Genomic DNA, 13,327 nt, shown 5'->3' with positions numbered 1-13,327 from the left:
TATAGCGCGCGTCGTGGACGTGTCGCACCCCCGCGTGCGCGCCAGGGCCGCGCTTATTGTCGCGGGATCAGCGGCACAGGCGGTAGGGACTGAGATCGAGGTGCAGGTGGTCGGCGTGGGCGGCGTTGTAGTCGGGACCCAGCACCGCGCCGAACAGCTCGCAGGCGCCGACCCGGGCGACGCGCAGGAAGCGGCCCTCGGACGTGGCGCTTTGGAAGTCGCTTGCGATGGTCAGCCGGCGTCCATCGGCCAGCCGCACGCCGGAGACGTCGAGGGCCGAGGCCCTGGCATGCTGGCTGGGTCGCTCGCCGGGGCGGCCGTAGATCGTTCGGCAGGCATAGGTCCCCAGGTGCTCGACCCGCGCGAGCTTGCTGTCCAGCAGGTGCTCGGCGGCGGGGGCCAGCACCTGTCGTTCCCAGACCGCGTAGCGCAGGGCCAGGGGGCAGGTCATCACCGGCGCGGCCGGCGCCAGCAAGCTCGGGGCCCGCACCGTGTCGCGCGTCGAGCAGAAGCCCTCCTCGCGAGCGGGCTGGTCGACGGGCGCGATACCGCCGGCGCGCAGGGCGGCGCGGCAGGCGGCCGGGTCGGCGCCGATCCGCGCCAGCTTGGCCTCCGTGGCCAGCCCCAGCGGCTGGTCGATGGAGAACGGTTTCCAGGCCAGGTCCTGCGGCGGCGCGATGCGGTCGACCAGCGCAAGCAGCAGCAGGCCGACGAGGGCGGCGTCGAGCAGCAGGCCGCCGATCTCGGCCAGCGCCAGGGCCTGGGGGGAAGCGGGTTTCACGCAGGCTGCAACGATCCTCCGGAGCGGAGGTTTCGCCATGCGGCGCTTGTCGAAGGGCGAGGACGGCGCGCACGGCCTTGGCGGTCGGCGCCGAACAGGGCATGACCGCCTGCCCGGTCCGAAGGGATCGCACCAGAGACCTTGGATGTCCGCCGACCGCACCGTCCTGCTCGACCGCGCCCTGCTGCCGCGCTTTGGCCTGCTGTGCCTGGGCATCTGGCTGAACGCCGCCGACACCCTGGTCACCGCCACCATCATGCCCAGCGTCGCCCGCGAGATCGGCGGCCACCAGTATTTCGGCTGGTCGGTGGCGGCCTACCTGATCGGCTCGATCGTCGCCGGGGCGTGCAGCGGCAAGTTCTCGCAAGGCCTGGGCCTTCGGCGCGCCACCGCCTTCGCGGGCGTGGTCTACGCGATCGGCTGCGCCATGAGCGCCCTCGCCCCCGACTTCGTCACCTTCATCGCCGGACGCCTGGTGCAGGGCCTGGGCGCGGGGGCGGTGGTGGCGCTGTGCTACGTGGCGATCACGGCCCTCTTTCCCGAAAGCCTGTGGCCGCGCGTCTACGGCGCGGTGGCCGGGGTGTGGGGCGGGGCGACTCTGCTGGGGCCGATGCTGGGCGGGCTGTTCGCCGCCGCCGGCTTCTGGCGCGGGGCGTTCTGGGCCTTCGTGATCCAGGGCGTCGTCTTCGTCGTCGCCGTGCTCGCCATGCTGCCGGGCGAGAAGCGCGAGGCGGGCCGCACCCGCATTCCCAGCCGCCAGCTTCTGCTGCTCGTCATCGGCGTCGGCCTGATCGGCGCGGCCGGGGTGGTGGCCTCGCCAGCTGTGGCGGGCGCCTGCGCCGCCGCTGGCGTCTTGGCCATGGCCGCGATGCTGGCCGTCAACCAGGCCTCGCCCGACCGCCTGCTGCCGCGCTCGGCCGCCGACCTGTCGACCGCCACCGGCCTTGGCCTTCTGACCATGTTCGCCTGCGAGGCCGCAGCGATCGGCTTCACCGTCTATGGCCCCGCCTTCATCCAGGCCCGCCACGGCGCCTCGCCGCTGGTGGCCGGCTATGTCACCGGCGGCATCGCCGCCGGCTGGACCGTCTGCGCCATGCTGGTGGCCCGGCTGAAGGCTGAGCAAGAGCCCCTGGCCATTCGCGCCGGCGCCCTGGTGATCCTGCTCGGGGTGGCGCTGGCCGCCGTGGCGGTGACGCGCGGCGGCCTGTGGAGCACGGGCCTGTCGCTGCTGGCGGTCGGCTGCGGTTTCGGCCTGTGCTGGGCGTTCCTGGCCCGCCGCACCATCGCCGGCGCGCCGGTCGAGGAGCAGGCCCTGGCCTCGTCAGCGGTGCCGACGGTGCAGCTGATCGGCGGGGCGGCCGGCTCGGCCGCCGCCGGGGCCATGGCCAACCTGCTGGGCTTTGGCCACGGCATCGATCCGGCCGCCGCCTTCGTCCACGGCCCCTGGCTGTTCGCCGCCTTCGCGCCGCTGGCCCTGGTGGGCTGCCTCGCGGCCTGGCGGCTGGCGAGGGCCTAGAGCCGCTCTATTCGCTGCCGCCCAGAGTCAGCAGGATGGCCGGGTTCTGGGCGATCAGGATGACCCCCACCGCGCCCAGCGCCGTCTCGTCGCGCTCGTCGGACTCGGTGGCCGCGCCGACGATGGGGGCGACGATCAGGCCGCCGGGCAGGTCGGCCGGCGGCGCGGCCTCCAGGTCGGGGCGGTGCTTGAAGATCTCGGCGCGGACCGTGTCGACGCCCACGGCCATCGGCGCCAGGTCGAGCTCGATGTCGGTCCCCACCGTGCGGTCGGCCAGGTTGAGGTTCGGCAGGTCGCTGGGACCCAGCCGCAGGCCAAGCTTGCCGCGCCGGTCGCGGCTGCGCGGGCGCACCGCCTGGATGGCCGCCCACGGAATGGTCCAGCCCAGGCCGCGATCATAGACGCCGGCCTCGTCGATCCGCAGTTCCACGGCGGCGGGCTCCAGCGGCGGCCGTCGCCAGATCAGCCAGCCGAAGCCCACATTCAGGGCCATGGCGTAGATCACGCCCCAGAGGTCGCCGTACCACCACGACTGGCCGGTCAACAGCAGCGCGATCGCCAGGCCCGCGAAGGGGATGCGACGCTTCCAGCGCGCCTCGAACCGGGCCTTGCGGCTGGTCCGCCAGACGCCGGGCGCGGGCTGGTCGGGCGCATCCTCGCGCCGACCCGTGATCCAGAAGGCCAGGGCCAAAGCGAAGCCCGCGATCCACAGCGGCGGCTGCACCTCCGGCGAGCCGCCCCAGACGCCCAGCGCCAGGCCGCTCCAGATCGCCGTCGGCGCGATCTCCTGGCCAAGCTGGGCGGCGGACATGTGGACGCGGATGCCGTCCGAAACCTTGCGAAGCGGGTTCATGCGCGGAAAGGTAGCGCTTGCCTGGGCGGACTCAAGCCTGCTCCAGCGCGGTCGCTTCGACCAGCCGCACCACGTCGCCCATGATCTGCGTGATCCTGAAATCCTTGGGGGTGTAGATCCGCGCCACGCCCATCTGTTTCAGGATCAGGGCGTCGGCCTCGGGGATGATGCCGCCGGCCACCACGGGCACGTGGTCCAGCCCCTCGGCGCGCATCAGCCGCACGACCTCCTGCACCAGGTCGAGGTGCGAGCCCGACAGGATCGACAGGCCCACCACGTGGGCGCGGCTCTCCTTGGCGCGGCGGACGATCTCTTCCGGCGTCGAGCGGATGCCGTCGTAGACGACCTCCATGCCGCAGGCCCGGGCGCGGGTGGCGATCTGCTCGGCGCCGTTGGAGTGGCCGTCCAGGCCCGGCTTGCCGACGAGGTAGGTCAGGGTGCGGCCCAGCACCTGCGAGACCCGTTCGACCTCGGCCTTCACCGCCTCGACGTCCTCGGCCTCGCCGGTCGAGACGACGATCGCCACGCCGGTCGGGCCGCGATACTCGCCGAACACCTCGCGCAGGGCGCCGGCCCATTCGCCGGTGGTGACCCCGGCCCTGGCGGCGGTGATCGAGGGCTCCATGATGTTCCTGCCGCCGATCGCGGCGGCCTTCAGGTCGGCCAGGGCGGCTTCGACGGCGGCGGGGTCGCGGGCCGCGCGCCAGGCCTGGATGCGGGCGACGACCTCGGCTTCGAGCTTCGGATCCACCGTCTCGATATTGCCCTCGCCGGCCGACAGCGGCGAGGGCTCGCTGTCGGTCCAGCGGTTGACGCCGACCACGGTCAGCTCGCCGGTCTCGACCGCCCGCACGCGCCTGGCGTTCGACCCGACCAGTTCGGCCTTCATGTAGTCGATGGCGTTCTGGGCGCCGCCCATCTCGTCGATCAGGGCCAGCTGCTCCAGCGCGCCCTTCGACAGCTCGGCGACCTTGGCCTCGACCACGTGGGAGCCGGCGAACAGGTCTTCGTACTCCAAGAGGTCGGTCTCGTAGGCCAGGACCTGTTGCAGGCGCAGCGACCACTGCTGGTCCCACGGGCGCGGCAGGCCCAGGGCCTCGTTCCAGGCCGGCAGTTGCAGGGCCCGGCAGCGGGCGTCCTTGCTGAGGGTGACGGCCAGGGCCTCGATCAGGATCCGGTAGACGTTGTTCTCGGGCTGCGGCTCGGTCAGGCCCAGCGAGTTGACCTGCACCCCATAGCGGAAGCGGCGGGCCTTCCTGTCCTGCACGCCGTAGCGCTCGAGCAGGATCTCGTCCCACAGCTTGGTGAAGCTGCGCATCTTGCAGAGCTCGGTGACGAACCGCACCCCGGCGTTGACGAAGAAGCTGATCCGCGAGGCGACGATCTCGAAGTCTTCCTCCGGAACCTGGCCGCCGGCGCGAACGGTGTCGAGCACGCTGATCGCCGTGGCCAGGGCGAAGGCCAGTTCCTGCTCCGGCGTCGCCCCGGCCTCCTGCAGGTGGTAGCTGCAGACGTTCATGGGGTTCCATTTCGGAACCTCGCGATAGCACCAGGCGATCATGTCGCCGATCAGCCGCAGGCTCGGGCCGGGCGGGAAGATGTAGGTGCCGCGGGACAGGTACTCCTTGATCAGGTCGTTCTGGGTGGTGCCCTGCAGGAGCTTGCGGTCGGCTCCCTGCTCGTCGGCCAGCGCCACGTACATCGCCAGCAGCCAGGCGGCCGGGGCGTTGATGGTCATGGAGGTGTTCATCTTCTCCAGCGGGATCTCGCTGAAGAGGGCGCGCATGTCGCCCAGATGGCTGATCGGCACGCCCACCTTGCCGACTTCGCCGCGGGACAGGATGTGGTCGGGGTCGTAGCCGGTCTGGGTGGGCAGGTCGAAGGCGACGGAAAGGCCCGTCTGGCCGCGCGCCAGGTTCGACCTATAGAGCGCGTTGGACTTTTCGGCAGTCGAGTGGCCGGCATAGGTGCGGAAGATCCACGGCGGATCGGGCGCATGCTGATAGGCCTTGTCCGACATCCTCGCGCTCCCGGCGGTCTTTTATGATTATCGCCGAATGATGCGCCCGTGTTGGGTGCGGTGCAATATGAGGCTTCGCAGGTGCGCAACGCGTCCTTCTCCCCTTGCGGGAGAAGGTGTCATCCGAAGGATGACGGATGAGGGGTCTCTCAGACTTTTGACGCGGAGCCCAGCCTGTCCGCCGCCATAGCGGACAGGATTTTCGACCCCTCACCCGACCCGCTTCGCGGGCCACCCTCTCCCGCAAGGGGAGAGGGATTATTCCTTGGTAAAGCTCTCGGGCGCCTGCGGATTCGCCCCCGCCTTGCCCCACAGTACGATCTCGTTCCCCCACGGATCGCGGAAGGCGTGGTTGTAGCCGTTGAACTCGGCCCAGTAGTGGTCGCGCCAGAGCAGGGTCGCGCCCAGGGTCTCGGCGGTTCCCAGGATGCGGTCGGCGCTGTCGTCGTCGCCGATCAGGATCCAGATGCGCGGCTTGCGGCCGTCGTGGGAGAGCGTGCGCGGCTCGACGCCGGCCGGCTCCGGATGCGGGCGGGCGTTGGCGGCGTCGAAGATGCCCAGGTGCAGGTTGCCGATCTGGCTGTCGGAGCCGTCGGGGTTCTTGAACTGACCGCCCGGCACCATGCGGTGATAGATCCCCTGCGGCCGGGCGTCGTTCTGCCAGCCGAACACCTGCGCATAGAACTCGCCGGCCTTGGCGGGGTCGTCGCTGGCCAGGTCGACGAAGATCAGGGTGTTGGTCACGGGCGGGCGTCCTTGGTTGCGGTGGTGATGGCCGCCCTCGTGCTTCGACAGGCTCAGCATGAGGGCTGCTGTTGAAGCAGCATTCCGGACCTCACCCTGAGCTCGTCGAAGGGCGGGGTCCGGTTTCTCAGTCGAAGCCGATCGACAGCGAGGTCTCCCGCCAGGCCTCGATGTCGGCCTTCAGGCCGTCGATGGCGTAGCCGGCGTATTTCAGGGCGTCTTCGCCCAGCAGCAGGTGCAGGGGCGGGTTTTCCGCATCCACGACCGCCAGCACCGCGAGAGCGGCCTTCTTCGGATCGCCGGGCTCGGACCCGGCGTGGTCGGCCATGATCCGCTCGGCGTCGCGGGCGAGGCCGTCGTAGTCGGCGATCTTTTCCGCCACGATGGTCTTGGAGCCCTTGGCGAAGCTGGTGCGCAGGCCGCCGGGGGCGACGTTGACGACCTTGATCCCCAGCTCGGCGACCTCGGCGGCGAGGGACTGGGTCAGGGCCTCCAGCGCCCACTTGCTGGCGCAGTAGACGCCGGTGCCGGCCCAGACGGCCAGGCCCGACACCGAGGTGATGTTGACGATCCGACCCGAGCGCCGCGCCCGCATGGCCGGCAGCACGGCCTTGAGCACGGTCAGCGGTCCAAAGACGTTGGTCTCGAACTGGGCGCGGACCTCGTCGAGCGAGGCCTCTTCCACCGCGCCCACCAGGCCGTAGCCGGCGTTGTTGACCAGCACGTCGATCTGGCCGGTCAGGGCTTGCGCCGTCTTTGCGGCGTTCTCGACGGCGACCGGGTCGGTGACGTCCATCACCAGGCCGTGGGCGCGGCCGGGCGCCAGGGCCTCGAAGGCGGCGACGTCGGCAAGCTTTCGCACCGTGCCGGCGACGACATCGCCCCGCGCCAAGGCGACCGCCGCGATCTCGCGTCCGAGCCCGCCGGACACGCCGGTGATCAGCCAGGTCTGGGTCATGAGGAGGTCCGATCAAGAGGATCCTCCCCCTGTGGGGGAGGTGGCCCGAAGGGCCGGAGGGGGGACGTTATCAGCTGACTAGGTGTTGGCCGCTTTCAGCAGACACTTCCCCCTCAGTCGCTCCGCGACAGCTCCCCCTTCAGGGGGAGCATCTAAAACGGCGCGTCGCCCTTCACCCACAGGCGGTGCATGGTCCGGAAGTATTTCTTGTCGTCGTACAGGGTGCCGGTGTGCAGGGTGCAGCGGTTGTCCCACATCAGGAGGTCGCCGACCTGCCACTTGTGGCGATGGACGAAGCGCTCCTGGGTCATGAAGTCCACCAGCTCGTCGAGCAAAGCCAGGCCTTCGGGACCGGGCTTGCCGATCACCTCGGTCACCGTGCCCGTCGAGGGCCACAGCGCCTTGCGGCCGTCGGCCGGGTGGGTGCGGATCAGCGGGTGCTCGACGTCGGGATTGGCCGCCGCCATCTCCGGCGACAGGATCTGGGCCCCGAACTCGCGGGTGGCCATGAAGTGCTTGTAGCTGTGGTGCAGCCGCAGCGGCAGGAGCTCGGCCTGCCTGTCGGCGCCCAGGGCCTCCCAGGCCGCGCAGCCGTCGGCCAGCAGGGTGTCGCTGCCCTCCTCCGGAGCCTCCACGCAGTAGAGCATGGTCAGCATCACGGGCTCTGGCTTGTAGCTGTAGTCGGTGTGCCAGCCGACGCCGTCGTTGTGAGCCCCGATCGGCTTTCCGTCGACCACGCGGTTGGAGAGGATGAAGATCTTCGGATAGCCGGGCAGGGTAAAGCGCGTCTGGGTGTGGTCCTCCGGATCGCCGAACCGGCCGATGAAGGCCATCAGGTCGTCGGGGGTCATGGCCTGGTCGCGCACCAGCACCGCGCCGTGGGCATGGAAGGCGGTCACCACGCCGTCGAGCTCCGCGTCCGACGCGGTCGGCAGGTCGATATCGAGGATCTCGGCGCCGAAGTCGTCCTTCAGGGGTCTCTTGGCCAGGGCGGGCAGGGCTTGCGCGAGCATGTCGGCGACCTTTGGTGACTGTCTGGCGTCGAGCCTAGGCGGCTGAAAAACCACGGTCTTGCCTCAGCGCGCACCCTCTCTTGCCCGTGTCTCGTGCGCGTACGGTCAAAAGCGTCGCCCTTGCGCAGCGCGTCGACAGCAGCGCCCGTTCGGCGGGCGACCGTGTGGCCGAGCCCTGCCGCTGACCAAGTTTTCGTGCGCGCTGGAGCAAGACCGGGGCGGGAGGCGGCGCCAGCCTTGAGGGGTCTTCCTCCCCAAAAGCGAGCGCCCGGCCGTGACCCTGTTCAGCGACGCCTTCTTCGACGGGCTGTCCAGCTCCACCCACGAGGTGGGGGCAGCCGAGACCCTGCCGCCGGCCTGCTATACCGATGCGGCGTTCTACGATTTCGAGAAGGCCGCGCTGTTCGACCGCGAATGGCTGTGCGTGGGCCGGGTGGATTGGGTGAAGGAGCCCGGCGACTTCTTCACCACCGAGATCGTCGGCGAGCCGATCCTGGTCACCCGCAACCGGGCCGGCGAGATCAAGGCCATGTCGTCGGTGTGCCAGCACCGCGCCATGCTGGTGGCCGAGGGCAAGGGCAACGCCCGCGGCTTCGTTTGCCCCTATCACCACTGGGTCTATTCGCTGAACGGCGACCTGGTGAACGCCCCGGCCATGGACCGCACCTGCGGCTTCGACAAGAAGCAGGTGCGGCTGCCCGCCTTCAAGGTCGAGATCTGGCTGGGCTTCATCTTCGTCAACTTCGATGCTGACGCAGAACCCTTGGCCCCGCGCCTGACGGCCGTCGAGAGCGCCATCGCCAACTTCGACCTGGAGACCGCCGAGGACCTGGAGCCGATGACCGGCCAGTTCGCCTGGAACTGGAAGGTGATGTTCGAGAACAACAACGACGGCTACCACGCCAGCAAGCTGCATCGCGGCGTGCTGCACGACTTCATTCCCAGCGAGCTGGCCAGCTTCCCCGAGGCCGCGCCGGGCGACGCGGGCTTCCTGCGCTACAACGGCGCCCTGCACCCGGACGCCAGCTTCAACCCGACCCAGAAGGCGGTGCTGCCGATCTTCCCCAGGCTGTCGGACGAGGACCGGAGCCGGGCGACCTTCGCCAACATCCCGCCGACTCTCTCGCTGGTGATGACCAGCGACATGGTCATCTACCTGATCCTGCGGCCGACGGGCCCGGAGACCATGGCCCAGGACACCGGCATCCTGGTCGCTCCCGGCGCGCGTGAAAGCTACGGCTTCAAGGAGCGGCTGGAGATGATCATGACCTCGGCGGGCCAGATCATCGCCCAGGACATGCATGTCGACGAACTGGTCCAGAAGGGCCTGCGCTCGCGCTTCGCCATCCGCGGCCGCTACTCCTGGCAGGAGGGCGCGCAGGTGCAGTTCAACCGCTGGCTCGCCCCCCGCTACCAGGCCCAGTGGGGCCGGATGAAGGGGCCCGAAGCCGCGTCCTCGACCCCGGTGGAGGCCGCCTGAGATGACCTCGCGCCTTCCCGTCGTCTTCTTCGGTCACGGCAGCCCGATGATCGCTCTGGAGACCAACGACACCACCAGGACCTGGCGGGCCATGGCGGCCGATATCGAGGCCAGGCACGGCAAGCCCAAGGCCATCCTCTGCGTCTCGGCCCACTGGATCACCAAGGGCGTCGGGGTGACGGCCATGACCAGCCCGCGCACCATCCACGATTTCGGCGCCTCGTTCCCGCGCGCCCTGTTCGAGGTGCAGTACCCCGCGCCGGGCTCGCCGGAGCTGGCGGCGCGGGTGCGCGACCTGCTCTCGCCCGAGATCCCGGTGGTGCTGGACGAGCGCCAGTGGGGCCTGGACCACGGAACCTGGTCGGTGCTGTGCAAGGCGTACCCGGACGCCGACGTCCCGGTGATCCAGCTGTCGATGGACGGCACGAAGCCGCCGGCCTGGCACTACGAGATGGGCAAGCGGCTGGCGACCTTGCGCGACGAGGGCGTGCTGATCATCGGCACCGGCAATATCGTCCACAACCTGCCGGCCATGGACTGGGGCGACCGGCATTGCGCCCCCTATGACTGGTCGCAGCGCTTCAACGAGGCGATCAAGACGGCCATCGCCGCTGACCAGCCGCTGGCCGCCGTCGAGTTCGAGAAACTGGGCGAGGACGCCCGCCTCGCCGTGCCGACGCCCGACCACTACTGGCCGCTGCTTTACGTGCTGGGCGCGCGCCTGCCTGGCGACGCCGCCTGCTTTTCCCCCGACCACATCGAGCACGGCTCGCTGAGCATGACCAGCGTGACGCTGGCTGCCGCTTGAGAGGACACTTCCCGATGCCCTTCATCTGCGAACCCCGCCAGGTCCGCCCCGACGTCGCGCCCGGCGCCCTGCACCATCTCAAGGCCACGCCCGAGACCATCCACTGGGGCTATTTCGATCCGTCGATCAAGCCGGCCCTGCGCATCAAGAGCGGCGACCTGATCCAGGCGGAAGCCATCACCCACCACGCCGGCGACGCCCCCGAGTTGATGATGGACGAGGCGGTCACGCGGATCTTCACGCAGGTCCCCGAGGACGACCGCAATCCCGGCGTCCACATCATGACCGGCCCGATCTACGTCGAAGACGCCAAGCCCGGCGACGTGCTCGAGGTGCGCTACCTGCGCATGGTCCCGCGCAACCGCTACGGCTCCAATCTCGCGGCCAACTGGGGCTATCTCTACAAGGAGTTCGGCGAGAAGGAGCGGGTGACGATCTACGAGCTGGACGCCGACTTCAACACCGCCAGCGCCCTCTATGCCTACGACTTCCCGGGCAAGTACCTGACGCCCGGCACGATCACCAACTGTCCCGAATGCGACCGCCAGAGCGCGCTGCCCGGCGTGCGCATCCCGGCCCGGCCGCACCTGGGCACCGCCGGCGTCGCGCCGGCCGTGGACGGCCGCGTCAGCACCATCCCGCCCGGCCTGCACGGCGGCAACATCGACAACTGGCGCATCGGGGCCGGGGCGACGATGTACTATCCCGTGCAGGTGGAGGGCGGCCTGTTCTCCATCGGAGATCCCCACGTCAGCCAGGGCGATGGCGAACTTTCAGGCACCGCGATCGAAAGTTCGCTCAACGTCCTGATGCAGATCGTCCTTCGCAAGGATTTCGAGACCCCCGGGCCTTTGCTGGAGACCCCCAAGTGGTGGATCGTCCACGGGTTCGACGAGGATCTGAACGTGGCCATGAAGCAAGCCTCCCTCAACATGCTGAGCCTGCTGTCCGATCACGTGGGGCTTTCGAAGAACGACGCCTATTCGCTGATGAGCGTGGCCTCCGACTTCGGCGTCACCCAGGTGGTCGACGGCAAGCAGGGCTGCCACGTGCGCGTGCCGCGCGACATCTTCCCGAAGAGAACCTGAGGTCTTGCGCGCCTGGTCGTTCAGCACCGACAGCTATCCCCGCGCCGAGCGCTCGGACGCCTGGCGCGAGGCGATGTCGCGCCTGGGCCTGCCGGTCGAGGGGCTGTCGGAGCTGGAGCCGGCCTCGACGTCGGTGGTCTGCCTGACCAGCCCCCTGGGCATCGAGTTCGCCTTGGTCAACGCCGGGGCCCAGACCATCTCGGGCCGCCTGACCAACCAGCCGGCGGCGGTGTGGATGGCGGTGCTGCTCGACGGCCAGGCGGCGGTGGTCAGCGACGACCTGGCCGAAGACCTGACGGTGGGCGACATCGCCTTTGGCCCCACCGGCCAGGCGGCGGCCCTGCGCCTTTCCACCCGCTGCCGGCTGATGTTCGTCCGGGCGCCGCGCGTGGCCCTGAACCATCGCCTGGTGGCGCCGCGCGCCCTGCGGGTCGGCCGGCTGCGCGGGGAGGGCGGGGTCAAGCACATCCTGTCGGGCCTGCTGCGCTCGACCGCCGACTCGCTGGAGGACCTGACCGTCGACCAGCTGCGCCCCGTCGAGCTGGCCCTGGCCGAGTTCCTGGGCCTGTGCCTGCTGGAAGCCGGCGAGGAGCGGGGCGCGGCCTGGCCCACCGACGCCCGCAGCGCCCACCTGCAGCGTCTGCGCCAGACCATCGAGACCCTGCTGCCCGATCCGAACCTCACCATCCGCCGGGTGGCCGACGAGGAGGGCGTCTCGCCGCGCTACGTGCAGAAGCTGTTCGAGGGCGTGGAAGAGACCTTCAGCCACTACCTGCGCACCCGGCGGCTGGAGCGCTGCCGCAACGACCTGGCCAGCCCGCAGTTCGCGCGGCTGTCGATCTCGGAGATCTGTTTCCGCTGGGGCTTCAACGGCAGCGCCCACTTCAGCCGGGCCTTCCGCGACCAGTATGGCTGCTCGCCTCGGGATTTCCGCCGAAGCGTCCGCGAAGATGAGCGGGTGGCGGCTTAGGCGTTTCACACCGACCCAACTTCCCGTCATTCCCGCCCTTGTGGCGGGAAACCCTCAATCCGCCGCGAGGGCGGGAGGGGCGGACTGCTAAGCAGTCCGCTTGCGTCTCACGCGTCAGCTGAACCAGGGGTTCCCGCCACAAGGGCGGGAATGACGGGAGAAAAGGGTAGGACCGTTGCCACCGCCGCCGCCCGCCCCTAGCGTCCCGCGCACGAACAAGGGGGAGGGCGGCCGATGAAGGCGCTGCTGGCGATCGTCATGAGTCTGGGCATGGGTCTCCTTGGCGGGATCACCGCCGCCAACGCCACGCAATGGCCGAACGGGGCCAAGGCGGCCGTGGCCCTGACCTATGACGACGCCCTGGTCTCGCAACTCGACAACGCGATCCCGGCGCTCGACGCGGCGGGCCTGAGGGGCAGCTTCTTCCTGTCGGGCGTGAAGGCGGCCGACATTCCGCGCTGGCGGGCCGCCGCCGCGCAGGGCCACGAACTGGCCAACCACACGATCTTCCACGCCTGTCCGGCGGCCAATTTTCCGGCCGATCCGCGCTATGTGGCCGAGGCCTACACGCCCGCCAGCCTGCTCAAGGAGATCGAGCAGCAGAACGTCCTGCTGACCGCCATCGACGGCAAGGCCCGCCACGGCTTCGCCACGCCCTGCGGGGCCAGCAAGGCCGGCGGGGTCGACTATCTGGAGGCGCTGCGGGCCTCGGGCCTGGCCACCTATGCGCGCGGCGTGGTGACGACGCCGGAGGACCTGGCCGGCCGCCGGATCGATCCGATGCACGTGCCCGCGCGCGGCTTTCCCGAAGGCGTCACGGGCGCCCAGCTGATCGACTTCGCCAAGAGCGCTTCGGCCGGCGGCGGCGTGGCGGTGTTCCTGTTCCACGGCGTGAGCGGCGACTACCTCCAGGTCTCCAACCCGGCGCACCAGGAACTGCTGGCCTGGCTGAAGGCCAATCCGGGCCAGGTGTGGGTCGCGCCGCTGCAGGAGGTGATGGACTGGGCCGCGGCGCATCCGTGACGGAGCGTCTCTCTCTCTCTCCGGCGCCCCTCTCTCATTTGCTTCCCTGGGCACAAGGCCCAGGAAGGCGATC

General features: G+C 70.0%; 12 protein-coding genes and 1 pseudogene. 7 read left to right on the top strand and 6 right to left on the bottom strand.

Annotated elements, in window-relative coordinates; translation table 11 throughout:
• Positions 1-67 precede the first annotated feature (67 nt).
• Positions 68-781 carry an extensin-like domain-containing protein gene (locus tag V6S85_RS21800; protein WP_334350223.1) on the bottom strand — a complete coding sequence of 238 codons (714 nt, stop codon included), beginning with the start codon at positions 779-781 and terminating at the stop codon, positions 68-70.
• A gap of 145 nt (positions 782-926) precedes the next feature.
• Here V6S85_RS21800 and V6S85_RS21795 point away from each other — a divergent pair, with 145 nt between their 5' ends.
• Positions 927-2,297: an MFS transporter gene (locus V6S85_RS21795; protein ID WP_334350222.1), complete on the top strand. Its 1,371-nt coding sequence runs from the start codon at positions 927-929 to the stop codon at positions 2,295-2,297.
• 7 nt (positions 2,298-2,304) lie between these two features.
• Here V6S85_RS21795 and V6S85_RS21790 read toward each other — a convergent pair whose 3' ends face one another.
• From V6S85_RS21790 to V6S85_RS21770, 5 genes are all read right to left on the bottom strand, one after another.
• On the bottom strand, positions 2,305-3,150 hold the full coding sequence (locus tag V6S85_RS21790) for a hypothetical protein (RefSeq protein ID WP_334350220.1): 846 nt from the start codon (positions 3,148-3,150) through the stop codon (positions 2,305-2,307).
• Positions 3,151-3,181: 31 nt separating this feature from the next.
• The gene (locus V6S85_RS21785) at positions 3,182-5,170 is read right to left on the bottom strand and encodes a protein meaA (RefSeq protein WP_334350219.1); all 1,989 of its coding nucleotides are present in this window, start codon (positions 5,168-5,170) and stop codon (positions 3,182-3,184) included.
• A 258-nt stretch (positions 5,171-5,428) separates the two neighbouring features.
• Entirely contained in the window at positions 5,429-5,974 is a 546-nt protein-coding gene (locus V6S85_RS21780) for a VOC family protein (protein ID WP_334350218.1), read from the bottom strand.
• 67 nt (positions 5,975-6,041) lie between these two features.
• On the bottom strand, positions 6,042-6,872 hold the full coding sequence (locus V6S85_RS21775; RefSeq protein ID WP_334350217.1) for an oxidoreductase: 831 nt from the start codon (positions 6,870-6,872) through the stop codon (positions 6,042-6,044).
• A 152-nt stretch (positions 6,873-7,024) separates the two neighbouring features.
• Positions 7,025-7,885 (bottom strand): TauD/TfdA dioxygenase family protein, encoded by an 861-nt coding sequence (locus V6S85_RS21770; RefSeq protein ID WP_334350216.1) that lies wholly within the window; start codon positions 7,883-7,885, stop codon positions 7,025-7,027.
• 274 nt (positions 7,886-8,159) lie between these two features.
• Between V6S85_RS21770 and V6S85_RS21765 the strand changes: the two genes are divergently transcribed.
• The 6 genes and pseudogenes from V6S85_RS21765 to V6S85_RS21745 all read left to right on the top strand — a co-directional run bounded on the left by V6S85_RS21765 (position 8,160) and on the right by V6S85_RS21745 (position 13,254).
• Positions 8,160-9,365 carry an aromatic ring-hydroxylating oxygenase subunit alpha gene (locus V6S85_RS21765; RefSeq protein WP_334350215.1) on the top strand — a complete coding sequence of 402 codons (1,206 nt, stop codon included), beginning with the start codon at positions 8,160-8,162 and terminating at the stop codon, positions 9,363-9,365.
• A 1-nt stretch (position 9,366) separates the two neighbouring features.
• Positions 9,367-10,173: a 4,5-DOPA dioxygenase extradiol gene (ygiD, locus tag V6S85_RS21760; protein ID WP_334350214.1), complete on the top strand. Its 807-nt coding sequence runs from the start codon at positions 9,367-9,369 to the stop codon at positions 10,171-10,173.
• A gap of 14 nt (positions 10,174-10,187) precedes the next feature.
• On the top strand, positions 10,188-11,261 hold the full coding sequence (locus tag V6S85_RS21755; RefSeq protein WP_334350213.1) for an acetamidase/formamidase family protein: 1,074 nt from the start codon (positions 10,188-10,190) through the stop codon (positions 11,259-11,261).
• Between the two features lie 4 nt (positions 11,262-11,265).
• Positions 11,266-12,231: a helix-turn-helix domain-containing protein gene (locus V6S85_RS21750; RefSeq protein WP_334350212.1), complete on the top strand. Its 966-nt coding sequence runs from the start codon at positions 11,266-11,268 to the stop codon at positions 12,229-12,231.
• A 15-nt stretch (positions 12,232-12,246) separates the two neighbouring features.
• Positions 12,247-12,385, top strand: a pseudogene (locus V6S85_RS26680) (hypothetical protein); the annotation flags it as partial.
• A gap of 80 nt (positions 12,386-12,465) precedes the next feature.
• Positions 12,466-13,254 carry a polysaccharide deacetylase family protein gene (locus V6S85_RS21745; RefSeq protein WP_334350210.1) on the top strand — a complete coding sequence of 263 codons (789 nt, stop codon included), beginning with the start codon at positions 12,466-12,468 and terminating at the stop codon, positions 13,252-13,254.
• The last annotated feature ends 73 nt before the right edge of the window (positions 13,255-13,327 follow it).

It is taken from the genome of Caulobacter sp. CCNWLW153 (assembly GCF_036889365.1).
GTDB lineage: Bacteria > Pseudomonadota > Alphaproteobacteria > Caulobacterales > Caulobacteraceae > Caulobacter > Caulobacter radicis.
Note: the sequence above shows the minus strand (reverse complement) of the source record. Positions and strands in the feature narration are given on the sequence as shown.

What these genes read in the sequence shown, in the direction of transcription:
- V6S85_RS21795 (WP_334350222.1), top strand. Translation starts at nt 927, where the DNA reads ATGTCCGCCGACCGCACCGTCCTGCTCGACCGCGCCCTGCTGCCGCGC.
- V6S85_RS21790 (WP_334350220.1), bottom strand. Translation starts at nt 3,150, where the DNA reads ATGAACCCGCTTCGCAAGGTTTCGGACGGCATCCGCGTCCACATGTCC.
- V6S85_RS21785 (WP_334350219.1), bottom strand. Translation starts at nt 5,170, where the DNA reads ATGTCGGACAAGGCCTATCAGCATGCGCCCGATCCGCCGTGGATCTTC.
- V6S85_RS21780 (WP_334350218.1), bottom strand. Translation starts at nt 5,974, where the DNA reads ATGCTGAGCCTGTCGAAGCACGAGGGCGGCCATCACCACCGCAACCAA.
- V6S85_RS21775 (WP_334350217.1), bottom strand. Translation starts at nt 6,872, where the DNA reads ATGACCCAGACCTGGCTGATCACCGGCGTGTCCGGCGGGCTCGGACGC.
- V6S85_RS21770 (WP_334350216.1), bottom strand. Translation starts at nt 7,885, where the DNA reads ATGCTCGCGCAAGCCCTGCCCGCCCTGGCCAAGAGACCCCTGAAGGAC.
- ygiD (WP_334350214.1), top strand. Translation starts at nt 9,367, where the DNA reads ATGACCTCGCGCCTTCCCGTCGTCTTCTTCGGTCACGGCAGCCCGATG.
- V6S85_RS21755 (WP_334350213.1), top strand. Translation starts at nt 10,188, where the DNA reads ATGCCCTTCATCTGCGAACCCCGCCAGGTCCGCCCCGACGTCGCGCCC.
- V6S85_RS21745 (WP_334350210.1), top strand. Translation starts at nt 12,466, where the DNA reads ATGAAGGCGCTGCTGGCGATCGTCATGAGTCTGGGCATGGGTCTCCTT.